Genomic DNA, 17,445 nt, shown 5'->3' on the forward strand with positions numbered 1-17,445 from the left:
TTGTGGTACGAATGTAAAGTAAAGCTGGCTATTTATTACCCACTAGCTTTCTAAATTCAACATCCGCCTGAGCAGCAAAATAAGCGAATACAGTATATACCGCGGTATTTTGCTTTAAGTCTGCAGGCGTTACTTTATCTAGCGTGTCATTTTCGGTGTGATGGATGTCGAAATAGCGAGTACCATCAGGGGTGAAATTCATTGCTGGTACACCTTTATCAGTGACAAGACCCATATCAGACTGACCTCGCGCCTTATTGGCTTTATTGTAGGCAACGCCCAATGGTGCTAAATAGCCCGCAAGTTCTTCCATGGCAGGTAACGCTTGCTCTGCCACATTCGATTGCATCGAATATATGCGGCCTAAACCAAAATCCCACTCGGCAGCAATAACATGATTCGCTAATTCATCTTTGTTGTTGATAACGTATTGTTTAGCACCTAGTAAGCCAACCTCTTCGCCGGCAAATAAGATCACTCGTATGGTACGCTTAGGGCGCTCAGGCAGCTTAGCAATATGAGCTGTGGCGGCCATAACCATAGCGACACCCAAACCGTCATCAACAGCGCCTGTACCAACGTCCCAACTATCTAAGTGCGCACCTAGGGTAACAATTTGCTCAGGAAACTCGGAGCCAGTAATTTCACCAATCACATTAGCCCCTTTAACGGCAACAACTTCATTGCGCATCGCCGTCACTTTTAAGAAAAATTCCACCGGTAAATCGCGTTTAAATTGGTTAACCAATAAATCCGCATCAGGGTTAGATAGGGCTACGGCAGGAATACGTTCTACGCCATTTTCATAACGGGTGATGCCTGTGTGTGGTGTGCGATTATTGGCCGTACCAACTGAGCGCATAATAAAACCAATAGCACCTTTTTTAGCGGCAATACTTGCGCCAACTACACGAGCGCCCACAGCCTTACCGTAACCTGCGCCTGTTTTTAACCGCTCCATGCGATACGAAACAAAGGCAATTTTCCCTTGCAAGCTACCCTCTGGTGCTTTTTTTAAATCGCCAAGGGTTTCAAAGTGTACCACCTCAGCTTGAATGCCTTGCTCCCCCGTACCGACGCTTTCACCTAAAGCGATGGCTTTAATCGGCTGCGGGAATGGCGCTAAAACACGCGCTTCTACATCACCGCGGATCCACTCATAATGAGCGACATCTTCTGTCCATACTTTATCAAAACCGAGGCTGTGCATTTTTTCTTGAGCCCAAGCGATGGCGCGTTTATCGCCTTCGGTGCCAATCATACGCGCGCCCACTTCGGTGGTTAACGATTCCAGCGTCTGATAAGCCAAATCTGAGGTCATCGCCGTTTGCTGCAATTGCGCAATCGTTTGTTGTTCGGAGTCAGTTAGGTAGTTTGGTGAGGTAACCGCACAACTTGCTAAAGTCAGCACAGTCACTGCCGATGTTATTTTTATTAATGTTTTAAGCATATTAATTTCCTGAAACTCTTATTACACCAAAGAGGTAAGGGCTGATTATACCAATTACACTAAGTTTGTGCCCAACTCAGAATTAGGGCAGAGGTTCAGTTACAACATAGATTTCATTGATATAGTCATTCTATATTAATGAAATATAGGACCGTAAATGGGCCTCTGGTAAACTCCCTACGGGTGAGTTTTAAGAGCTTTTATGCTGCGTAACTGATTTTGACAATGGAATAACCATTCTCTGCAATCAAAGCCTTGCTTAAAAGCCTTTAAATTCTCACTGAGTGGGCAATAACTTAATGTGATTGGTATTACAAATTTAAATCTCTTCATAGGTTGATACAGGGTAGCATGGTAACGCCTGCTCAGCTTGTTGTTTATAGTCCCTAATGGCGAGCAAACAAGGCGTCACAATTAGAGTCAGTAGCGTCGCAAACATTAAACCGCCGGCTATCGACGTTGCCAGCTGCACCCACCATTGGGTAGAAGGAGAACCAATGCTGATATCGCGGTGGATAAAGTCGAGGTTCACCTGCAACACCATAGGCAATAAGCCGAGTATGGTGGTGATTGTGGTTAACAATACTGGGCGTAAACGCTGTGCGCCGGTTCGCAATATTGCATCTTTTGCCGATAACCCTCGCTTACGAAGTACGTTGTAGGTATCAATCAAAACGATATTGTTGTTAACGACTATACCCGCAAGGGCGATCACCCCAAGGCCTGACATGACAATACTGAATGGTTTATTGGCCACTAACAGTGCCAACAATACCCCAGCCGTTGAAAACAGCACAGCGGATAAAATTAAAAAGGCTTGATAAAAGCTGTTAAATTGGCTGACCAAAATAATCGCCATGACAAATAAAGCGACAAAGAATGCGTACAACAAAAAGTCTTGCGCTTCTTGCTGATCTTCATTCTCACCAGTGAAGAGAACGTCAACCGCGTACCAATCAATATCCAGTTGTGAAATGTCTTGTTGCAGTTTAGGGAGCTGTTTGGAAAGCAAATACCCCGGTGCCATATCGGCGTATATACTGATCACTCGGCGCCCATCAATACGGCGTATCACATCAACTTTCGGTGCCGCTTGTTTGTCGACAAAATTACTTACTGGCACCAAACCGCCTTCAGTGTATAAACGTAACTCATCTAAACGGCTGATGGTGCGCTTTTCTGAAGGAAAACGAACACGTATATCTAATTCATCATCGACATCGTCAGGACGATATTCACCAAGTTTTAGGCCATTAGTGACCATCTGTACGGATGTCCCTACCAAAGTGGCATCTGCTGAAAATGTTGCCGCCAAGGCTCTATCAACATTTAGTTGCCATTCGATGCCTGGTTTGCTCGCCCCATCTTCAACATTGGTAAACGCCTTGTCATCATGCATCATTTGACTTATCAAACGTACCGCGTGTTGTAACTTGTCAGGATCACGAGAGGCTAACTCGAGCTGTAGCGCTTTACCTTGATGTGGTCCCATTTTGTCTTTACGTACTTCTACTTCGACACCTGCATAATTCGCGACTCGTCGATGAATATCAGCAACGACATCTTGTGCTGATACTCGCTGTTGCCAATCGACTAAATTAATGCGCATACGGCCAACAATATCGTTACCGCCGACATAGGTATAAAGTGACTTTATCGCCTTAATGTCGAGTATTCGCTCTTCCACAGCACGCATCACTGTGTCTTTCTCATCTATCGATAAATCACCATATGAGCGAACGATTAAGTTAATGCCATCAGGCTCTATATCGGGGAAGAACTCGGTGCCTAAATCTGACGACCAATAACTGACAAATACCGTTATCGCAAAGGCAACCGTGAACATTAACACTAACCAAGGGTAATTTATCGCTCGAGCAAGCAGGCGAACGTAACGGCCAAGTAAACCATCTAAACGGGTTAAGTCACCTTGCTCGGTAAGGAGTAACTGTTGTTCCATGCGCGCACTGATTGGCCTTGGTTTGCCCCACAGCGCGCCCATGGTTGGTACAAAAACTAACGCCATGATCAATGATGCTGTTAACACGGCAATCAAGGTAATCGGCAAGTACTTCATAAACTCGCCAACCAGCCCGGGCCAAAATAACAACGGAGCGAATGCCGATAAGGTGGTCGCTGTTGAAGCAATAATCGGCCATGCCATGCGTTTAGCAGCAAGTATATAAGCTTGTTGTTTGGTTTGGCCTTCATTCATTTGTCTGTCTGCAAATTCAGTAACAACAATCGCCCCATCAACCAGCATGCCCACCGCCATAATGAGGGCAAACAAGACAACAATATTAACCGTTAAGCCAAAGACACTTAACACTAAAATTCCGGTTAAAAACGATCCAGGAATTGACAAGCCCACAAACGACGCTGTACGAACCCCTAACGCGGCAATAATAACGATCACCACCAGTAGCACAGCAGATATCACATTGTTTTGTAGATCACCAAGCATATCGTTAACAACGCGAGCCTGATCGCCTGTGTAATCCACTTGGATATGCTTTGGCCAAGCCTGACGCTGCTGTTCAATGAGCTGTTTGACGTTAGCAACAGTATCAATAACATTTTGCCCAGATCGTTTTTTAACTTCGATAGAGATCGCTCTTTCACCATTTAATCGAGCATAACTTGTGGGATCTTTATAGGCTCGGCGAACAACAGCAATATCGGCAAAAGTGACAACTTTATCATCTCGAACCTTTACCGGAAGTTGTAATAAGTCATTAATATTTTCAAAAACCGAGGGGACCTTTACCGCAAAACGCCCTAATCCTGTATCCATAGTACCGGCAGGTACTAGGCGATTATTACGTGACACCAACTGGTAAATATCATTCTGATTTAAGCCATAGCTTTCCATTAACAAAGGCTCGACAATAATCTCAAGCATATCCTCGCGATCACCACCAATATCAACCTCCAGCACTTCTTGCATGCTAGCAATCTGGGTTTTTAAATCTCTCGCGATGGTGATCAGGCCACGCTCGGTTACAGGGCCAGATAGAAACACCGTGACAGCAGGTTGCTGATTAGCCACAGTCACTTCTCGCACCACCGGTTCTTCGCTGTCATCAGGTAATTTGGCTTTGGCTAAGGTGACTTTATCGCGAACATCAGCGAGTGCTTCTTTGGCATTAAAGCCCGGCACAAACTCTAAGGTAACACTGGCATGCCCCTCACTGGCAATAGAGCGCATTTGTTTTATACCCTCGATTGCTTTCAGTTCATTTTCCATCGGCCGCACGAGCATTCGTTCGGCATCTTCTGGTGAGATACCGTCATGGATCATCGAAACATAAATTTGCGGAATGGTTACGTCAGGGTTCGCTTCTTTGGCAATATCTAGATAAGTAATGAAACCACTGATCAGCAGCAGTAAAAAGATTAAAACAACGGCTCGAGCTCGATATACTGCCGCATCGATAACTGACACCATTTAGTTCGTAACCTCAACTGCCTCAACTTGGTCACCGGCTCGCACGAACCCCTGCCCTAAAGTGATAATGCGTGGCTGTCTGCCAAGACCACTGAGCCAAATACCATCGTCATCACTCTTGACGATTTGCACCTTGTCAAACACCACCGTGTTATCGATTACCGATTTTATGCCGAGGTTGCCTTGCTCATCTAGCGCTAAGAGCGCTGGGCTGACCTTGATTGCTGATACTGTAGCCATCGGTATATTAACCTCGGCACTGATGCCCGCTAAATGATGTTGGTCATCATTAACAACGGCAATTTCGGTTTTAAAAGTATTAGTACGGTCATCAGCAACACTGGCAATATAACGCACCTTGCCACTGAGTCGTTGCTTATTAAGTAAGCTAACCTCAGCGACTTGGCCTTCACTAATAAAAGCGATTTGATTTTCAGAAATGTGCGCCCGTATCACCAAGGGGTTTAAATCGGCAATCATAGCCAGGTTTTCACCGACAGCGACATAGTCACCAACTTCAACATAACGCTCATTTAAAACGCCATCAAATGGGGCAACAATTGTGGTGTTTTCAATATCTAATTCAACTTTAGCCAGCTCAGCCTTTATTTCGGTAACATCAGCTAAGCGTTGCGCTAACACGGCTTCATTTTGATAACCGTCTTTAAATAGCGCTTTGGCGCCATAATATTCAACTCTGCGTTGCTTGAGTAAGGTACGATAATGTTCTTGTTTTGCCAGTAAATCATTTAACGCAATTTTGGCGATCACATCACCTTTTTTAACAAACGAGCCCCGAGCGGCATAGGTTTGGATAACTTCACCGCTGACTTGCGCTTGAATGATAACCTGTCGATCGGGTTCAGTACGACCGTACAACGCTGCGGTATTTTCAACATTTTTAGCGTGAAAGGTTTGTACTTGCACAGTTGGTAGGATAATTGCCGGACGACTACTGACCTGCTGATCGGATTTTTTACCGACAGCACCAGAGAGCATCCACACGATCAGCGCGAGGACAATGAGCAGAGCAAGAATGTAGGGACGTTCGGCCAACCATTGGCCCTTATGGCGTCCTGTTGCCATAGATCTTTCCAATGTCGTTATAATCGTTATTAATATTTTGATTATAAAACGAAATTGCGTAATTAATCAGCAAATAATTTTACAATACGTTGATTGCGATGGAAGAAGCCCCTCGCCATGATATGACCAGAGGCAGAGATATCAACTACCGATATTAAATTGAGAATGACGCACCACAACCACAGGTTGTTTCAGCATTAGGGTTATCAACTAAAAAGCGCGCGCCTTCTAAGCCTTCAACATAGTCCACTGTACCACCGACCAAATATTGTAAACTCATTGGGTCAACGACCATGGTTACGCCATGTTTTTCGATAGTCATATCGCCTTCATTGACTTTTTCATCAAAGGTGAAGCCGTACTGGAAACCAGAACAACCACCACCGGTAACATACACACGAAGTTTTAGCTCTGGATTTTCTTCTTCACTAATCAAGAACTTAACTTTGTTTGCTGCTGCGTCACTAAACTGGATTGGAAATTGATTGTCTGACATCGGGGTAATTTGCCTAAGTTAAAAGAACTGTGTTAAAAGTTTTCAGGTGTGAATTATCTTAAACCTGAGCGTTTAGATCAAGTATTTGTTGGCCATGCATAGCTTTCGCTAAGGCGTTGTCGGTTACTGGTGGCTAATACCGCTGACACATCTATCTGCTCAGGAACAAAACCCGCAGGCAAAGTAAACTCACCTTCAATGACTTGAAAGTATTGAAAACTAAATGATAAAGCGTCTTTGCCTAAGTCTGCGACATTACTCAGATTAACCGTGGCAGGGCGATTTTGTAGGCTGCCATTAAACGCGACCTCAATATGGCCCTTCGCATAGCGTTTACTTTGTTGTTGCTGCACTAATACAACACGGAAACGATAGTGGTTTGCACTTGCTGTTGATATCACTTCAACTTCATCAATGATCACACCGTTAGCATTTTTTTCGGGGGCCATTATTTTTTCGTAGAAGGCTAATTGCTTGCGTAATGAAAATCTATCATCTTCAATACTCTTTAGGGTCTGTTGTGCTTTTTGATTGGCTAAGCGCTCTATTTCCAATTCAACCTGCAACATATTGATCTGCGTTTGGGCTTGATCGTGCAATTGATATAAATTATCTAGGCGTTGTTTTTGCTCAGCAATAATGCGTGTTTGATGCGCCTGATAGGTATTACCTAGTTTGAACGAACACGTAGCCAATAGCAGCGCACATGCCACCATAGCAATAAGTAATTTGAATGCGCCGAAGCGCTGACGAAGATCAGACAATGTTAATGATTTTAACCAATTCATTTTTAACGTACTATATAACTTCCTGGCGCCGGATGGGTGACCATAAAAATACTTCGGCTAAATTAACCAATAACAACAAGACTAAATAGATTATCTATGCCTCTAGCGTCATTACGAGAAAAGCTAGCAAAACCAGAACCGTCTTTACAATTATGTTTATTAGGGGTTGCTGGCGCAATTTTAGCGTCGATTTTTATTATTATTTTTCGCTTTAGTGTCGAATCTATTCAGCTGTTATATCTGCAAAATGTTGACGACTACACCACTTTATCAGAATTTTATCGATTTATAACCCCCTTAATCGCTGTTTGCTTTATTCTCTTGGTGGCGACTATCGCCCGCTTTAAGTACGCTCGTATGGGTATTCCATTTGTGCTATATCGATTAAAAAGCGCCTATGGTGTGATTCCATTTAAAAACACCTTAACACAATTTTTTGGTGGCATAGCAGCGCTAGCAGGAGGCTTTTCTGTTGGCCGAGAAGGACCTGCTGTACACATTGGCGCTGCAGCCAGCTCTTACATAGGGAGTAAGTTGGCGCTCCCTTACAACTCAATTAGAACCTTATGTGCATGCGGTATCGCAGCGGGTATATCTGCCAGTTTTAACACCCCACTCGCTGCCGTTATTTTTGTTATGGAAGTCATTCTGCGTGAATATAAGTTGCATATATTCGTTCCCGTTATTCTCGCGTCGATTGTTGGTTCATTGATGACACAAGCGGCTTTCGGTCCATTTCATGAATTTGAATTTTTTTCCTATATAGTCATCGATTATTGGCATTATCCCATGCTAATTATTTTTGGTATGTTACTTGGTACCTTAGCGAAAGCATTTAACACCAGCCTACTCAAAGTACTTAACCATACGCAGCACATACATATGGCGCAACGATTGTTAATGGCTGCATTATTTATGGGTATCATAGGTTTACTGGTACCGCAATCAATGGGCGCGAGTCTTGGCGCTATTGACTCGATGCTGAATGACAATATCCATATATGGATCATCGTCTCGGCGCTCGCTGCCAAATTTATTGCGACGGTTATTGTTCTGGGTTTTGGTATTCCTGGCGGTATCATTGGACCGACGTTAGGCATTGGCGCTATTGCGGGTGTATTGATGGCCTATTGCCTTGGATTTATATTTAGCGATGGCAATTTTGCCAGTGATTACGCCCTACTCGGTATGGCCGGTATGTTGGCAGCAACGTTGAACGCGCCGTTAGCGGCGCTGCTTGCCATTGTTGAGCTATCAAATCAATTACAGCTAATTTTGCCAGCTATGGTCGTAATCACTAGCGCCTACTTAACATCAACACAATTTTGGAAAAACCGCTCGGTTTTCCTACAGCAACTGGAATTTCAACAGCTACCCTATCAGCTCTCGCCAGTAGAACAAGTGTTACAAAAACACGGCGTACTATCTCATATGGATAAAGATTTTACGGTGATTAAATCCAGCGACAACAAACAAATTAAAGCCACACTCAAAGCCATCGATAAGGGGCAACTGCTGATTCGTGATGAAAGTGCAGACATGCCATATAAATTAGTTCATATCGATTTAAACTGGCATCCACTTGAAGACAGTGAACAAGCAATACAAACGCTAGCGATGCCGGCAATAAGCTCACAAGCAACACTTTCTGAAGCCTATTTTGCTCTATCAGAAAAACGCCAAGGTGCTGTTTATATTTACCACAAAGAAACCGACAATATTGTTGGTATCCTCGCGTTTGAGAAAATACGCGCGTTATTAACCAAGGGGAATGTTTAATATGTCATTTTTATGGATTAAGGCTCTGCATATCGCCTTTATGGTAGCCTGGTTTGCAGGGATTTTTTATTTACCACGTATCTTTGTTTACCACGCAGAAAGCGATAATAAGGATGTCCAAGCCCAATTTAAAGTGATGGAGCGCCGCCTACTATTTTTCGTCACCCCTTTTGCTATTTTGACTTGGGTATTTGGCTTAATGATGATGCACTATTACGGGCTGACCTGGATTATGGTCAGCAGCTGGCTGCACATCAAATTATTGTTTGTCGTTATGCTGACCATATATCACTTATATTGTTTCAAGTTACTCGCCGACTTTAAGCGAGGTACGAATAAGAAAACGGGTCGCTATTTCCGTATTTTTAACGAAGTTCCGGTAATCGCCCTGTTTACAATTATTATTCTGGCGATAGTAAAACCCGCTTTGTATTAATTGCACGAATCGTCTGTCGTTTATTAACAAATTAAGGCTTTTATGCTATTGTTGCGCGCAATTTAAACAGTCGTATAAGCGCCGTTAAAACCCATCAAGCTGCCGTTGTGGTGGCGCTAGGTTTTCAACCGCTTTAATAAACGTTTCGAGTAGTTAACTATGATGAAGTTTCAGGGTAACCATGTCTTATCGGTATCCCAATTTGATCGCGAATCGGTCACCAAAATTTTAGACGTTGCTAAGCGTATGATCCCATACGCTGCACGCCAAAAACGCTGCAATGTGTTGGAAGGAGCCATTTTAAATAACCTTTTCTTCGAACCAAGTACTCGTACACGGGTATCGTTTGGCACTGCCTTCCAACTTCTTGGTGGTTTTGTACACGAAACTGTTGGTCAAGAAAGCTCGTCACTAACCAAAGGTGAATCGCTATTTGATACCGCTCGAGTGATCAGTGGTTATGCGGACATTATCGCTATGCGCCACCCAACCATGCACTCGGTAGCCGAATTTGCGGAAGGTAGCACGGTCCCGGTTATCAACGGTGGTGATGGCGCAAATGAGCACCCAACCCAAGCACTATTAGACTTATTTACCATCAACGCTGAAATGGCTCGTTTCAACAAAGGTATTGATGACTTAAATATTGTCTTAATGGGTGACTTAAAACACGGTCGAACGGTTCACTCGTTATCAAAGTTATTGGCACTTTACGACAACATCAACCTTACTTTAGTGTCACCTCGTGAGCTACAAATGCCCGATCATGTGGTATCAACATTGGATAATGCGGGTCACAGAATCACCATCACAGATACCATGGCTGGTAATCTAAAGAGTGATGTGGTTTATCAAACACGAATTCAAGAAGAGCGCTTTAGTAGCAAAGAAGAGGCCAACAAGTACCGCGGCCACTTTAGCTTAAACCAAGCGCTGTATGAGCAGCACTGCCGTGACAATACTGTCATTATGCACCCGCTACCGCGTGATTCACGTCCCGATGCGAACGAACTCGATGTCGATTTAAACGATAACACTAATTTGGCCATTTTCCGCCAAGCACAAAATGGTGTGTTAGTGCGCATGGCGTTATTTGCTTTAGCACTTGGCGTCGAAGACAAGCTAACGCAATACGAGCGCGACGTCACTTGGTATAGCAACAAGCACGCTGAATAATAGCACCGACAACTTTTGGAATTTATTATGTCAAACTCACAACAGTTATTTGAAAAAGCTCAACAAACCATCCCTGGTGGCGTGAATTCACCGGTACGTGCATTTAAAGGTGTTGGTGGTGAACCTCGCTTTATTGAACGAGCCGATGGTGCCTATACATTTGATGCCGATGGCAACAAATACATCGACTACGTCGGTTCTTGGGGGCCAATGATCTTAGGTCACAATCACCCTAAAATTTTACAAGCCGTTATTGAAACGGCGAAAAATGGTTTAAGTTTTGGTGCGCCAACCGAACTTGAAATTACTATGGCAGAAAAAGTTCGTGAACTGGTACCAAGCATGGAAAAACTGCGCATGGTAAGTTCTGGTACTGAAGCAACCATGAGTGCTATTCGCTTAGCCCGCGGCTACACTGGACGCGATAAAATCCTTAAGTTTGAAGGCTGCTATCATGGTCATGCTGACTCTTTACTCGTTAAGGCTGGCTCAGGAGCATTGACCTTAGGTGTGCCAAACTCGCCAGGTATCCCTGCAGACCTTGCTCAGCATACATTGACTGTGACCTATAACGACATCGAGTCAGTAAAAGATATTTTTGCTAAGTTTGGTGATGATATCGCGTGTATCATTGTGGAACCTGTTGCTGGTAACATGAACTGTATTCCACCGGTTGCCGGCTTCCTTGAAGGATTGCGTAGCATCTGTGACGAGTACAAGTCGGTATTGATTTTCGACGAAGTTATGACAGGTTTCCGTGTGGCACTCGGTGGCGCACAACAATACTACAATATCAAGCCTGACTTAACGACGCTGGGCAAAGTCATTGGTGGTGGTATGCCTGTCGGTGCTTTTGGTGGTAAAGCTGAAATAATGGATTATATTGCCCCAGTAGGCCCAGTTTACCAGGCGGGTACATTATCAGGTAATCCTATCGCCATGGCGGCTGGCTTGGCAGCGTTGACCGAACTTTCAAGCAAAGATTACCATGCCGAGCTTGCCAGCAAGACTAAACAATTGGCAGAAGGCTTTAAAGCCGCAGCAGATAAACATGGCGTGGCGTTAAGCATCAATTACGTAGGTGCAATGTTCGGTATCTTCTTCACTGAGCAACCGCAAGTTGACACCTTTGCCCAAGTTATGCAGGGTGATAACGACAAGTTCAACAAGTTCTTCCATATGATGCTAGATGAAGGCGTATATTTAGCCCCTTCAGCATTTGAAGCAGGCTTTTTATCGGCGGCACACAGCGATGCAGATATCGCTGACACCCTTGCTGCTGCTGAGCGTTGTTTTAGCAAGCTATAATAGCGTTCTCGATACAACACATATTGAATAAACAAAAGGCTGCATCTGCAGCCTTTTTTACACCGGTTGTCAAAGATCGCTATGACTAGAGCGTGTTGATCTGTTGAGGTTGTTTTTGCAGCAATTTATGATGTTTTTATACAAGGCAGAACTTATGTTGTGTGGTTACTCCACATAAGTAAGTGATAACACAGTAGAAAGGCGTCATAAAAGCTGTCCTTTGGATTCGTTTAAATGCATTTTTTTCATTGTTACTTACTCTGTGCGTAGAATAACTATGCGTATCACAAGTGCCGCGATAAAAATGCATTTAATTCGAACAAAATTTAACCCTGAAAGATCAACACGCTCTAGGATGTATTACCTTTGTTTATATCTTCCACAACGAGCTATTTTTGTAATAGCAAAGCAGAACGAACGACGCTTGCTTGTTCCAAATGACAGAATTCTAATGCCGCTAGTGCGAAAAATAGCCATTGCCACTTAATCCGAGTCTAGTCCAAATAGCTGCTTAAGCCATGTTAAGCTTTGTTCTTTTTCTTGCAAACAACTACTACTGTAGGTAATCGCCTCAACAATCGCTGGATAGCTAGCTACGTCTTTACAGTTGCCCTGGACGGCATTGCCAGTTGCGAGCTCAAAACGCGTCATCGATACCCCGCTTGGCATGATATCCGAACGACTTACGCCACCATATTGATTAATAATGTTAGCGAAAATAGGTAACGCCGCCGAGCTACCAGTAAGTGTCGTCGATTTATTATCATCGAATCCAACCCAAGTCGTCACCATCGTTTGTTGGTCATAACCTACAAACCATGCATCTCGACCATCATTACTGGTACCTGTTTTGCCTGCAACGACAGTATCAGGTAATCGCCACGTTAACGCCTGCGCGGTGCCCCGTTGCGCAACTTGTGTTAACGCATAGTCAAGAAGGTAAGAAACGTTTTCATCAATGCGCAAATCAACACTTTGAAAACGGGACCACAACTCATCACCATTGCCTGACAACACATAGTTTATTGCCGACGACTGATTATACATGCCACCATTAGCTATGGTGTTATACCAATTATTAACTTGCAGCGGCGACATATTAATAGCCCCGAGAAATAGACTTGGCACTTGCTCAATTGTTTGCTGATAACCCAGCGACCAGAGCGTATCAGCAACACTGCTCACTCCCAATTGTTGACCGAGGTTAACAGTCGGCACATTCAGCGAAGCAATTAATGCTTCCAACAAGGAAACGCTACCTCGGTACTTGCCATCATAATTTTTCGGCTGCCAGACATGCTCTTTAGAGCTGATAAGGGATAACGGTTTATCCTCTAACAACGTAGCAAAACTAAACTGCGCTGGTTTTTGTAATGCTGTTAAATAAACAACAGGTTTAATCAACGAACCAATTGGCCGTTGCGCATCTAACGCACGATTAAAGCCAGAGAATTTAACCTCTTTACCACCAACTACCGCTTCTACCGCACCACTGCGAATGTCACTTACAACAACTGCACCTTGTAAGCCTTGTGACGGCATATTCGCCTGTAGCGCCTGCAATTGATTTATGAGTGCCTTTTCAGCAAACAACTGCTTATTAATATCAAAGCCCGTAAAGATACGAATGCCAGATTGTAATGCACTGGTCGCGCCCATTTGCTTTAACTCACGACGCACGAGTTGCATGTATGCAGGAAACGTCTGCTTCGCCATACGTCGTTCTGGACGAACACCTAATGGCAAAGACACCAGCTGTTGATATTCATCACTATTAAAAAAGTGATTTTCAAACATCAACTTCAGTACCAAATCCCGTCGGTGGCGAGCACTTTCCGGTGAACGCCAAGGATCGTACAAAGAAGGACCTTTAACAAGAGCGACTAATAAAGCCACTTCATGCGAATGGAGCTGCTGAATATCTTTGCCAAAATAAAATTTAGCGGCCAAGCCGAATCCATGTATGCCATTAGCAAAATGCTGACCTAAATAGACTTCGTTGATATAAGCTTCAAGCAACTGATCTTTAGAGTAGCGGATCTCAAGAATCACCGACATCATTGCTTCATTGACTTTACGCCAAAGCGTTTTATCACGGTTAAGATACATGTTTTTGGTCAACTGCTGGGTCAGCGTACTACCGCCTTGCACGGTTCTTCCAGCCAGTAAGTTTTGCCAAAACGCACGTAAAATACCCGTTGGCGAGATGCCATGATGATGATAAAAATCACGATCTTCCACCAGCAGTAAAGTATCAATTAACTGTTGCGGTACTTGTTGCAATCCAAGCACTTGGCGATCTTCACCATCGGCTGAAGTAATACGATCAAGTAATACAGGCTCTATCAACAGCTGAGCAGCGGGACGATTATCACGTAACAGCTTAGCTATCGCATCATTGCGAATTTTGATATCTAGCTTAGTGGGTTGCTCAAGACCATAGCCAAAATCAAATGCTCTGCGATATATTTGAATACCATTATCTGCTACCGCATATTGGCCAGGCAAACGAATGAACTCCACCCGCTGATAACCCATATAATCAAGTTGTTGGACAAGTAGCTCAAGTTTGATATCGCTGTTTTTGCTAAACCGCAATACTTTGCCGTACACTTGCGCTGGTAGCTGCCAACGTTGTCCTTCAAATTTTTGCCTAACTTTACCGTCTAGATAAATGCCATAGACGAGAAAAGCGGCAACAAAAATTAGCGATAATTTTAAGCCTGTTGCAACAAACCAATGTGCAAAATCCTGTTTTTTTTCAGGCGCAACCTTGCCCTTAGTAAAGCCCGGTTGTTTCTTCTTACTCATTATGTTTCGCCATTTACTATATGTTTTTTGGTTTTATTTGTTGGTTTCGCATTTGCGGGATCATCTGGCCAATAATGCTTTGGATAATTGGCCTTCATATCTTTTTGTACCTGTTTATAGCTGCCTTGCCAGAACCGCGCCAAATCTTGTGTTATTTGGATAGGGCGACCCGCCGGAGATAACAACTCGAGCACAACATTGGTTTGCCCATTGGCGACAACAGGTGATGTAGTTAAACCATACACTTGCTGCATAGGTAAGGCAACTCTTGGTTGCGGTTGATCATTATAGCTATAGCTGAACTTGCGCCCTAGCGGCGACTCATAGTGCTCGGGTGCCCAAGTAGCAAGTTTGCGCATGGCCTCATAGCCAATATAATCACTGAAAATTTGCCAATAATTTAACGCCTGTAACTCACTGATGCTTGTGATGTTAATCAAATAGGGTGCTAACCAAATATCAATCTCGTTTAGCAATGTGTTGTCACTGACATCTGGAAAGTCGGCTTCTGGCCAGTACTGATTAAGCCATCGCACCCTAGTTAATAAATTCGTTATTTTGGCACTCAATGATAACGCCGATAGACCTTTTTCTTTTACATAATGACACCACATGTTAGCTAACTTATCAGCAGCTAATTGCATCGGAATACGTGCGCTGTTAATGATTAAATGGTGAAGTACGGTCTGTTTTTCACTGCGAATGTTACCTTGTGATTGATCAAATATCAGTACTTCTTTGCTAATGATATCATTAGCAAAATACTCAAGGAGCTGAGTTTCCTCAATTGCTTCGGCAAGTGCAATCGTTAGTTTACTGTCTTGACGTCTAAGGTTGGCAATCACCAGATAGGGCTCTGTAAATAAAGGGTCTTGATAATCAAGTTCTGCACCTTTGCCATTGGCACATAAATAACTACCTTGCCGTTGTCGCTGCTGAGCGATGCGTTCAGGGTATGCAAATGCCAATAACAAACCAAGGTAATGTAATGGTAACTGATCGAGTGTTCGACAAAACTGAGCACGGCTGTTGTTAGTATCTTGCCGATTATGTTTAAGCAATGGTAAAGCTTTCGCAAATAAGCGCTTGGCATTATCGACAATGCGCATCTTTAGCCCCTTATTTACCGAACTGCCAGCCGAATTTTGCAATAGACTATAGATTCGTTGTTTAACGCTGACCTGCTGATTAGCAAGCTCACGAAGAAAAATATCACGCTCTTCTAGCAGTGCAGCCAGTAAACATGCCAGCGATAATAACTCTGGTAATTGCTCAGTACGAACCGTAAGCGACATGACTATCATATTCGCCAGCCTAGGATGACATGCTAAGGTGGTTATTTTTTTACCATGAGTCGTTAAGCGATGATTATCATCAACCGCGGAAAATTGCTGTAATAAATACCAACAATGTTGCTCAGTGACTTTATTTGGTAACTCGATAAATGCCAAATTAGCGAAACTAGCTACGCCCCAATTCGCCACGTCTAAGGTCAATGGCAACAAATCTGCCGTGGCTATCTCACTGGCGCTGAAGGCAGGACGACGTTGATAATTTTCTTGAGAATAAAGGCGAATACAGCGACCTGGGGCTGTCCGCCCTGCACGCCCTCGACGCTGCTCAGCAGACGCTTGACTAATAGGTTGCAGTTTCAATTGATTAGCCAGTATTTGCTCATTGTAATTAGCGGCTTTCTCTAAGCCACTGTCAATCACCAAGGTAATACCGTCAATGGTTATCGATGTTTCTGCAATATTCGTGGCAAGCACCACTTTTTGCTCGTCAGGTTGGCAAGCTCTTATTGCCTGCTGTTGGCGCTTGATATCCATATCACCATATAAACCATGCAAGGTGACGTTACTTGGTAACATAGCCTGCAAGCGTCGTTCAACGGTTTTAATTTCGCCACTGCCTGGTAAAAAAACCAATATCGACTGGTTATGTTGCTGCACTTGCTCACTAACCACGCGCAGTAAATGATCTAACCAATGATGCTGGCCAATAACAGGCTGGTAATCGATTGCTACCGGATAATTTCTGCCTTCACTATTGAGCTGAAAAGCATCAGGTAAGGTTGACTGCAAATAGCTATTATCTAATGTGGCAGACATAATTAGCAGCGACAAGTTGTCACGTAAACCTTGCTGAATATCTAGCGCTAAAGCTAATCCTAAATCGGCATGCAATGAGCGTTCGTGAAATTCGTCGAAGATAATTAAGCCAACGCCACTTAACTCATTATCAGCAAGAATCATGCGCGTCAAAATACCTTCGGTGACCACTTCTAAACGCGTGCGAGTACTTATTTTACTTTCACCCCGCATACGGTAGCCAACCGTTTCACCAACATTTTCCGACAGCAAGCTGGCAAGCCTCAGTGCCACACTTTTGGCTGCCAGACGACGAGGTTGCAACATAATGATTTTTTGTCCGGCAAACCGTTCACTTGCTAATAACCATAGCGGTAGTACTGTCGATTTACCCGCGCCAGGTGGTGCTGATAAGATGATATTGCTATGGTTTATTATAGCCTGCTCAAGTTGCGACTTGATGGCATATACAGGAAGTTCTGTTGTGGTAGTTGGGCTGGACATCAACGAATTCAGCTATGGTTTATCAATAACACGGTTATATCATATTTTGGCCGCTTGGTATTAGCCATTAACA

11 protein-coding genes are annotated in these 17,445 nt (G+C 43.7%); 4 read left to right on the plus strand and 7 right to left on the minus strand.

Annotated features, from left to right (window positions below; genetic code table 11):
* Positions 1-28: 28 nt before the first annotated feature.
* The 5 genes from ACAX20_RS13840 to ACAX20_RS13860 all read right to left on the minus strand — a co-directional run bounded on the left by ACAX20_RS13840 (position 29) and on the right by ACAX20_RS13860 (position 7,268).
* Complete coding sequence (locus ACAX20_RS13840) at positions 29-1,450, minus strand: M20/M25/M40 family metallo-hydrolase (protein ID WP_371187120.1); 1,422 nt, start codon at positions 1,448-1,450, stop codon at positions 29-31.
* Between the two features lie 319 nt (positions 1,451-1,769).
* On the minus strand, positions 1,770-4,898 hold the full coding sequence (locus ACAX20_RS13845; RefSeq protein ID WP_371187121.1) for an efflux RND transporter permease subunit: 3,129 nt from the start codon (positions 4,896-4,898) through the stop codon (positions 1,770-1,772).
* Positions 4,899-5,984: an efflux RND transporter periplasmic adaptor subunit gene (locus tag ACAX20_RS13850; RefSeq protein ID WP_371187122.1), complete on the minus strand. Its 1,086-nt coding sequence runs from the start codon at positions 5,982-5,984 to the stop codon at positions 4,899-4,901.
* A 154-nt stretch (positions 5,985-6,138) separates the two neighbouring features.
* Positions 6,139-6,480: an iron-sulfur cluster insertion protein ErpA gene (gene erpA / locus ACAX20_RS13855; protein WP_371187124.1), complete on the minus strand. Its 342-nt coding sequence runs from the start codon at positions 6,478-6,480 to the stop codon at positions 6,139-6,141.
* 77 nt (positions 6,481-6,557) lie between these two features.
* Positions 6,558-7,268 carry a DUF6776 family protein gene (locus tag ACAX20_RS13860; RefSeq protein WP_371187126.1) on the minus strand — a complete coding sequence of 237 codons (711 nt, stop codon included), beginning with the start codon at positions 7,266-7,268 and terminating at the stop codon, positions 6,558-6,560.
* Between the two features lie 96 nt (positions 7,269-7,364).
* On the opposite strand from ACAX20_RS13860, the gene ACAX20_RS13865 reads away from it, so the two are divergent.
* The 4 genes from ACAX20_RS13865 to hemL all read left to right on the plus strand — a co-directional run bounded on the left by ACAX20_RS13865 (position 7,365) and on the right by hemL (position 11,967).
* Entirely contained in the window at positions 7,365-9,047 is a 1,683-nt protein-coding gene (locus tag ACAX20_RS13865) for a chloride channel protein (RefSeq protein ID WP_371187128.1), read from the plus strand.
* A gap of 1 nt (position 9,048) precedes the next feature.
* Complete coding sequence (gene hemJ, locus ACAX20_RS13870) at positions 9,049-9,483, plus strand: protoporphyrinogen oxidase HemJ (RefSeq protein ID WP_371187130.1); 435 nt, start codon at positions 9,049-9,051, stop codon at positions 9,481-9,483.
* Between the two features lie 159 nt (positions 9,484-9,642).
* Positions 9,643-10,659 carry an aspartate carbamoyltransferase gene (locus tag ACAX20_RS13875; RefSeq protein ID WP_371187132.1) on the plus strand — a complete coding sequence of 339 codons (1,017 nt, stop codon included), beginning with the start codon at positions 9,643-9,645 and terminating at the stop codon, positions 10,657-10,659.
* Between the two features lie 27 nt (positions 10,660-10,686).
* Positions 10,687-11,967 (plus strand): glutamate-1-semialdehyde 2,1-aminomutase, encoded by a 1,281-nt coding sequence (hemL, locus tag ACAX20_RS13880; protein ID WP_371187134.1) that lies wholly within the window; start codon positions 10,687-10,689, stop codon positions 11,965-11,967.
* Between the two features lie 483 nt (positions 11,968-12,450).
* Here the strand turns inward: hemL and mrcB are convergent, their stop codons facing one another.
* The gene (mrcB, locus tag ACAX20_RS13885; protein ID WP_371187136.1) at positions 12,451-14,778 is read right to left on the minus strand and encodes a penicillin-binding protein 1B; all 2,328 of its coding nucleotides are present in this window, start codon (positions 14,776-14,778) and stop codon (positions 12,451-12,453) included.
* Positions 14,778-17,372: an ATP-dependent helicase HrpB gene (gene hrpB, locus ACAX20_RS13890; RefSeq protein ID WP_371187138.1), complete on the minus strand. Its 2,595-nt coding sequence runs from the start codon at positions 17,370-17,372 to the stop codon at positions 14,778-14,780. The genes mrcB and hrpB overlap by 1 nt, the downstream gene beginning before the upstream one ends.
* Positions 17,373-17,445: the final 73 nt, after the last annotated feature.

Origin of the sequence: Thalassotalea sp. Sam97, assembly GCF_041379765.1 — a bacterium.
Lineage (GTDB): Bacteria > Pseudomonadota > Gammaproteobacteria > Enterobacterales > Alteromonadaceae > Thalassotalea_A > Thalassotalea_A maritima.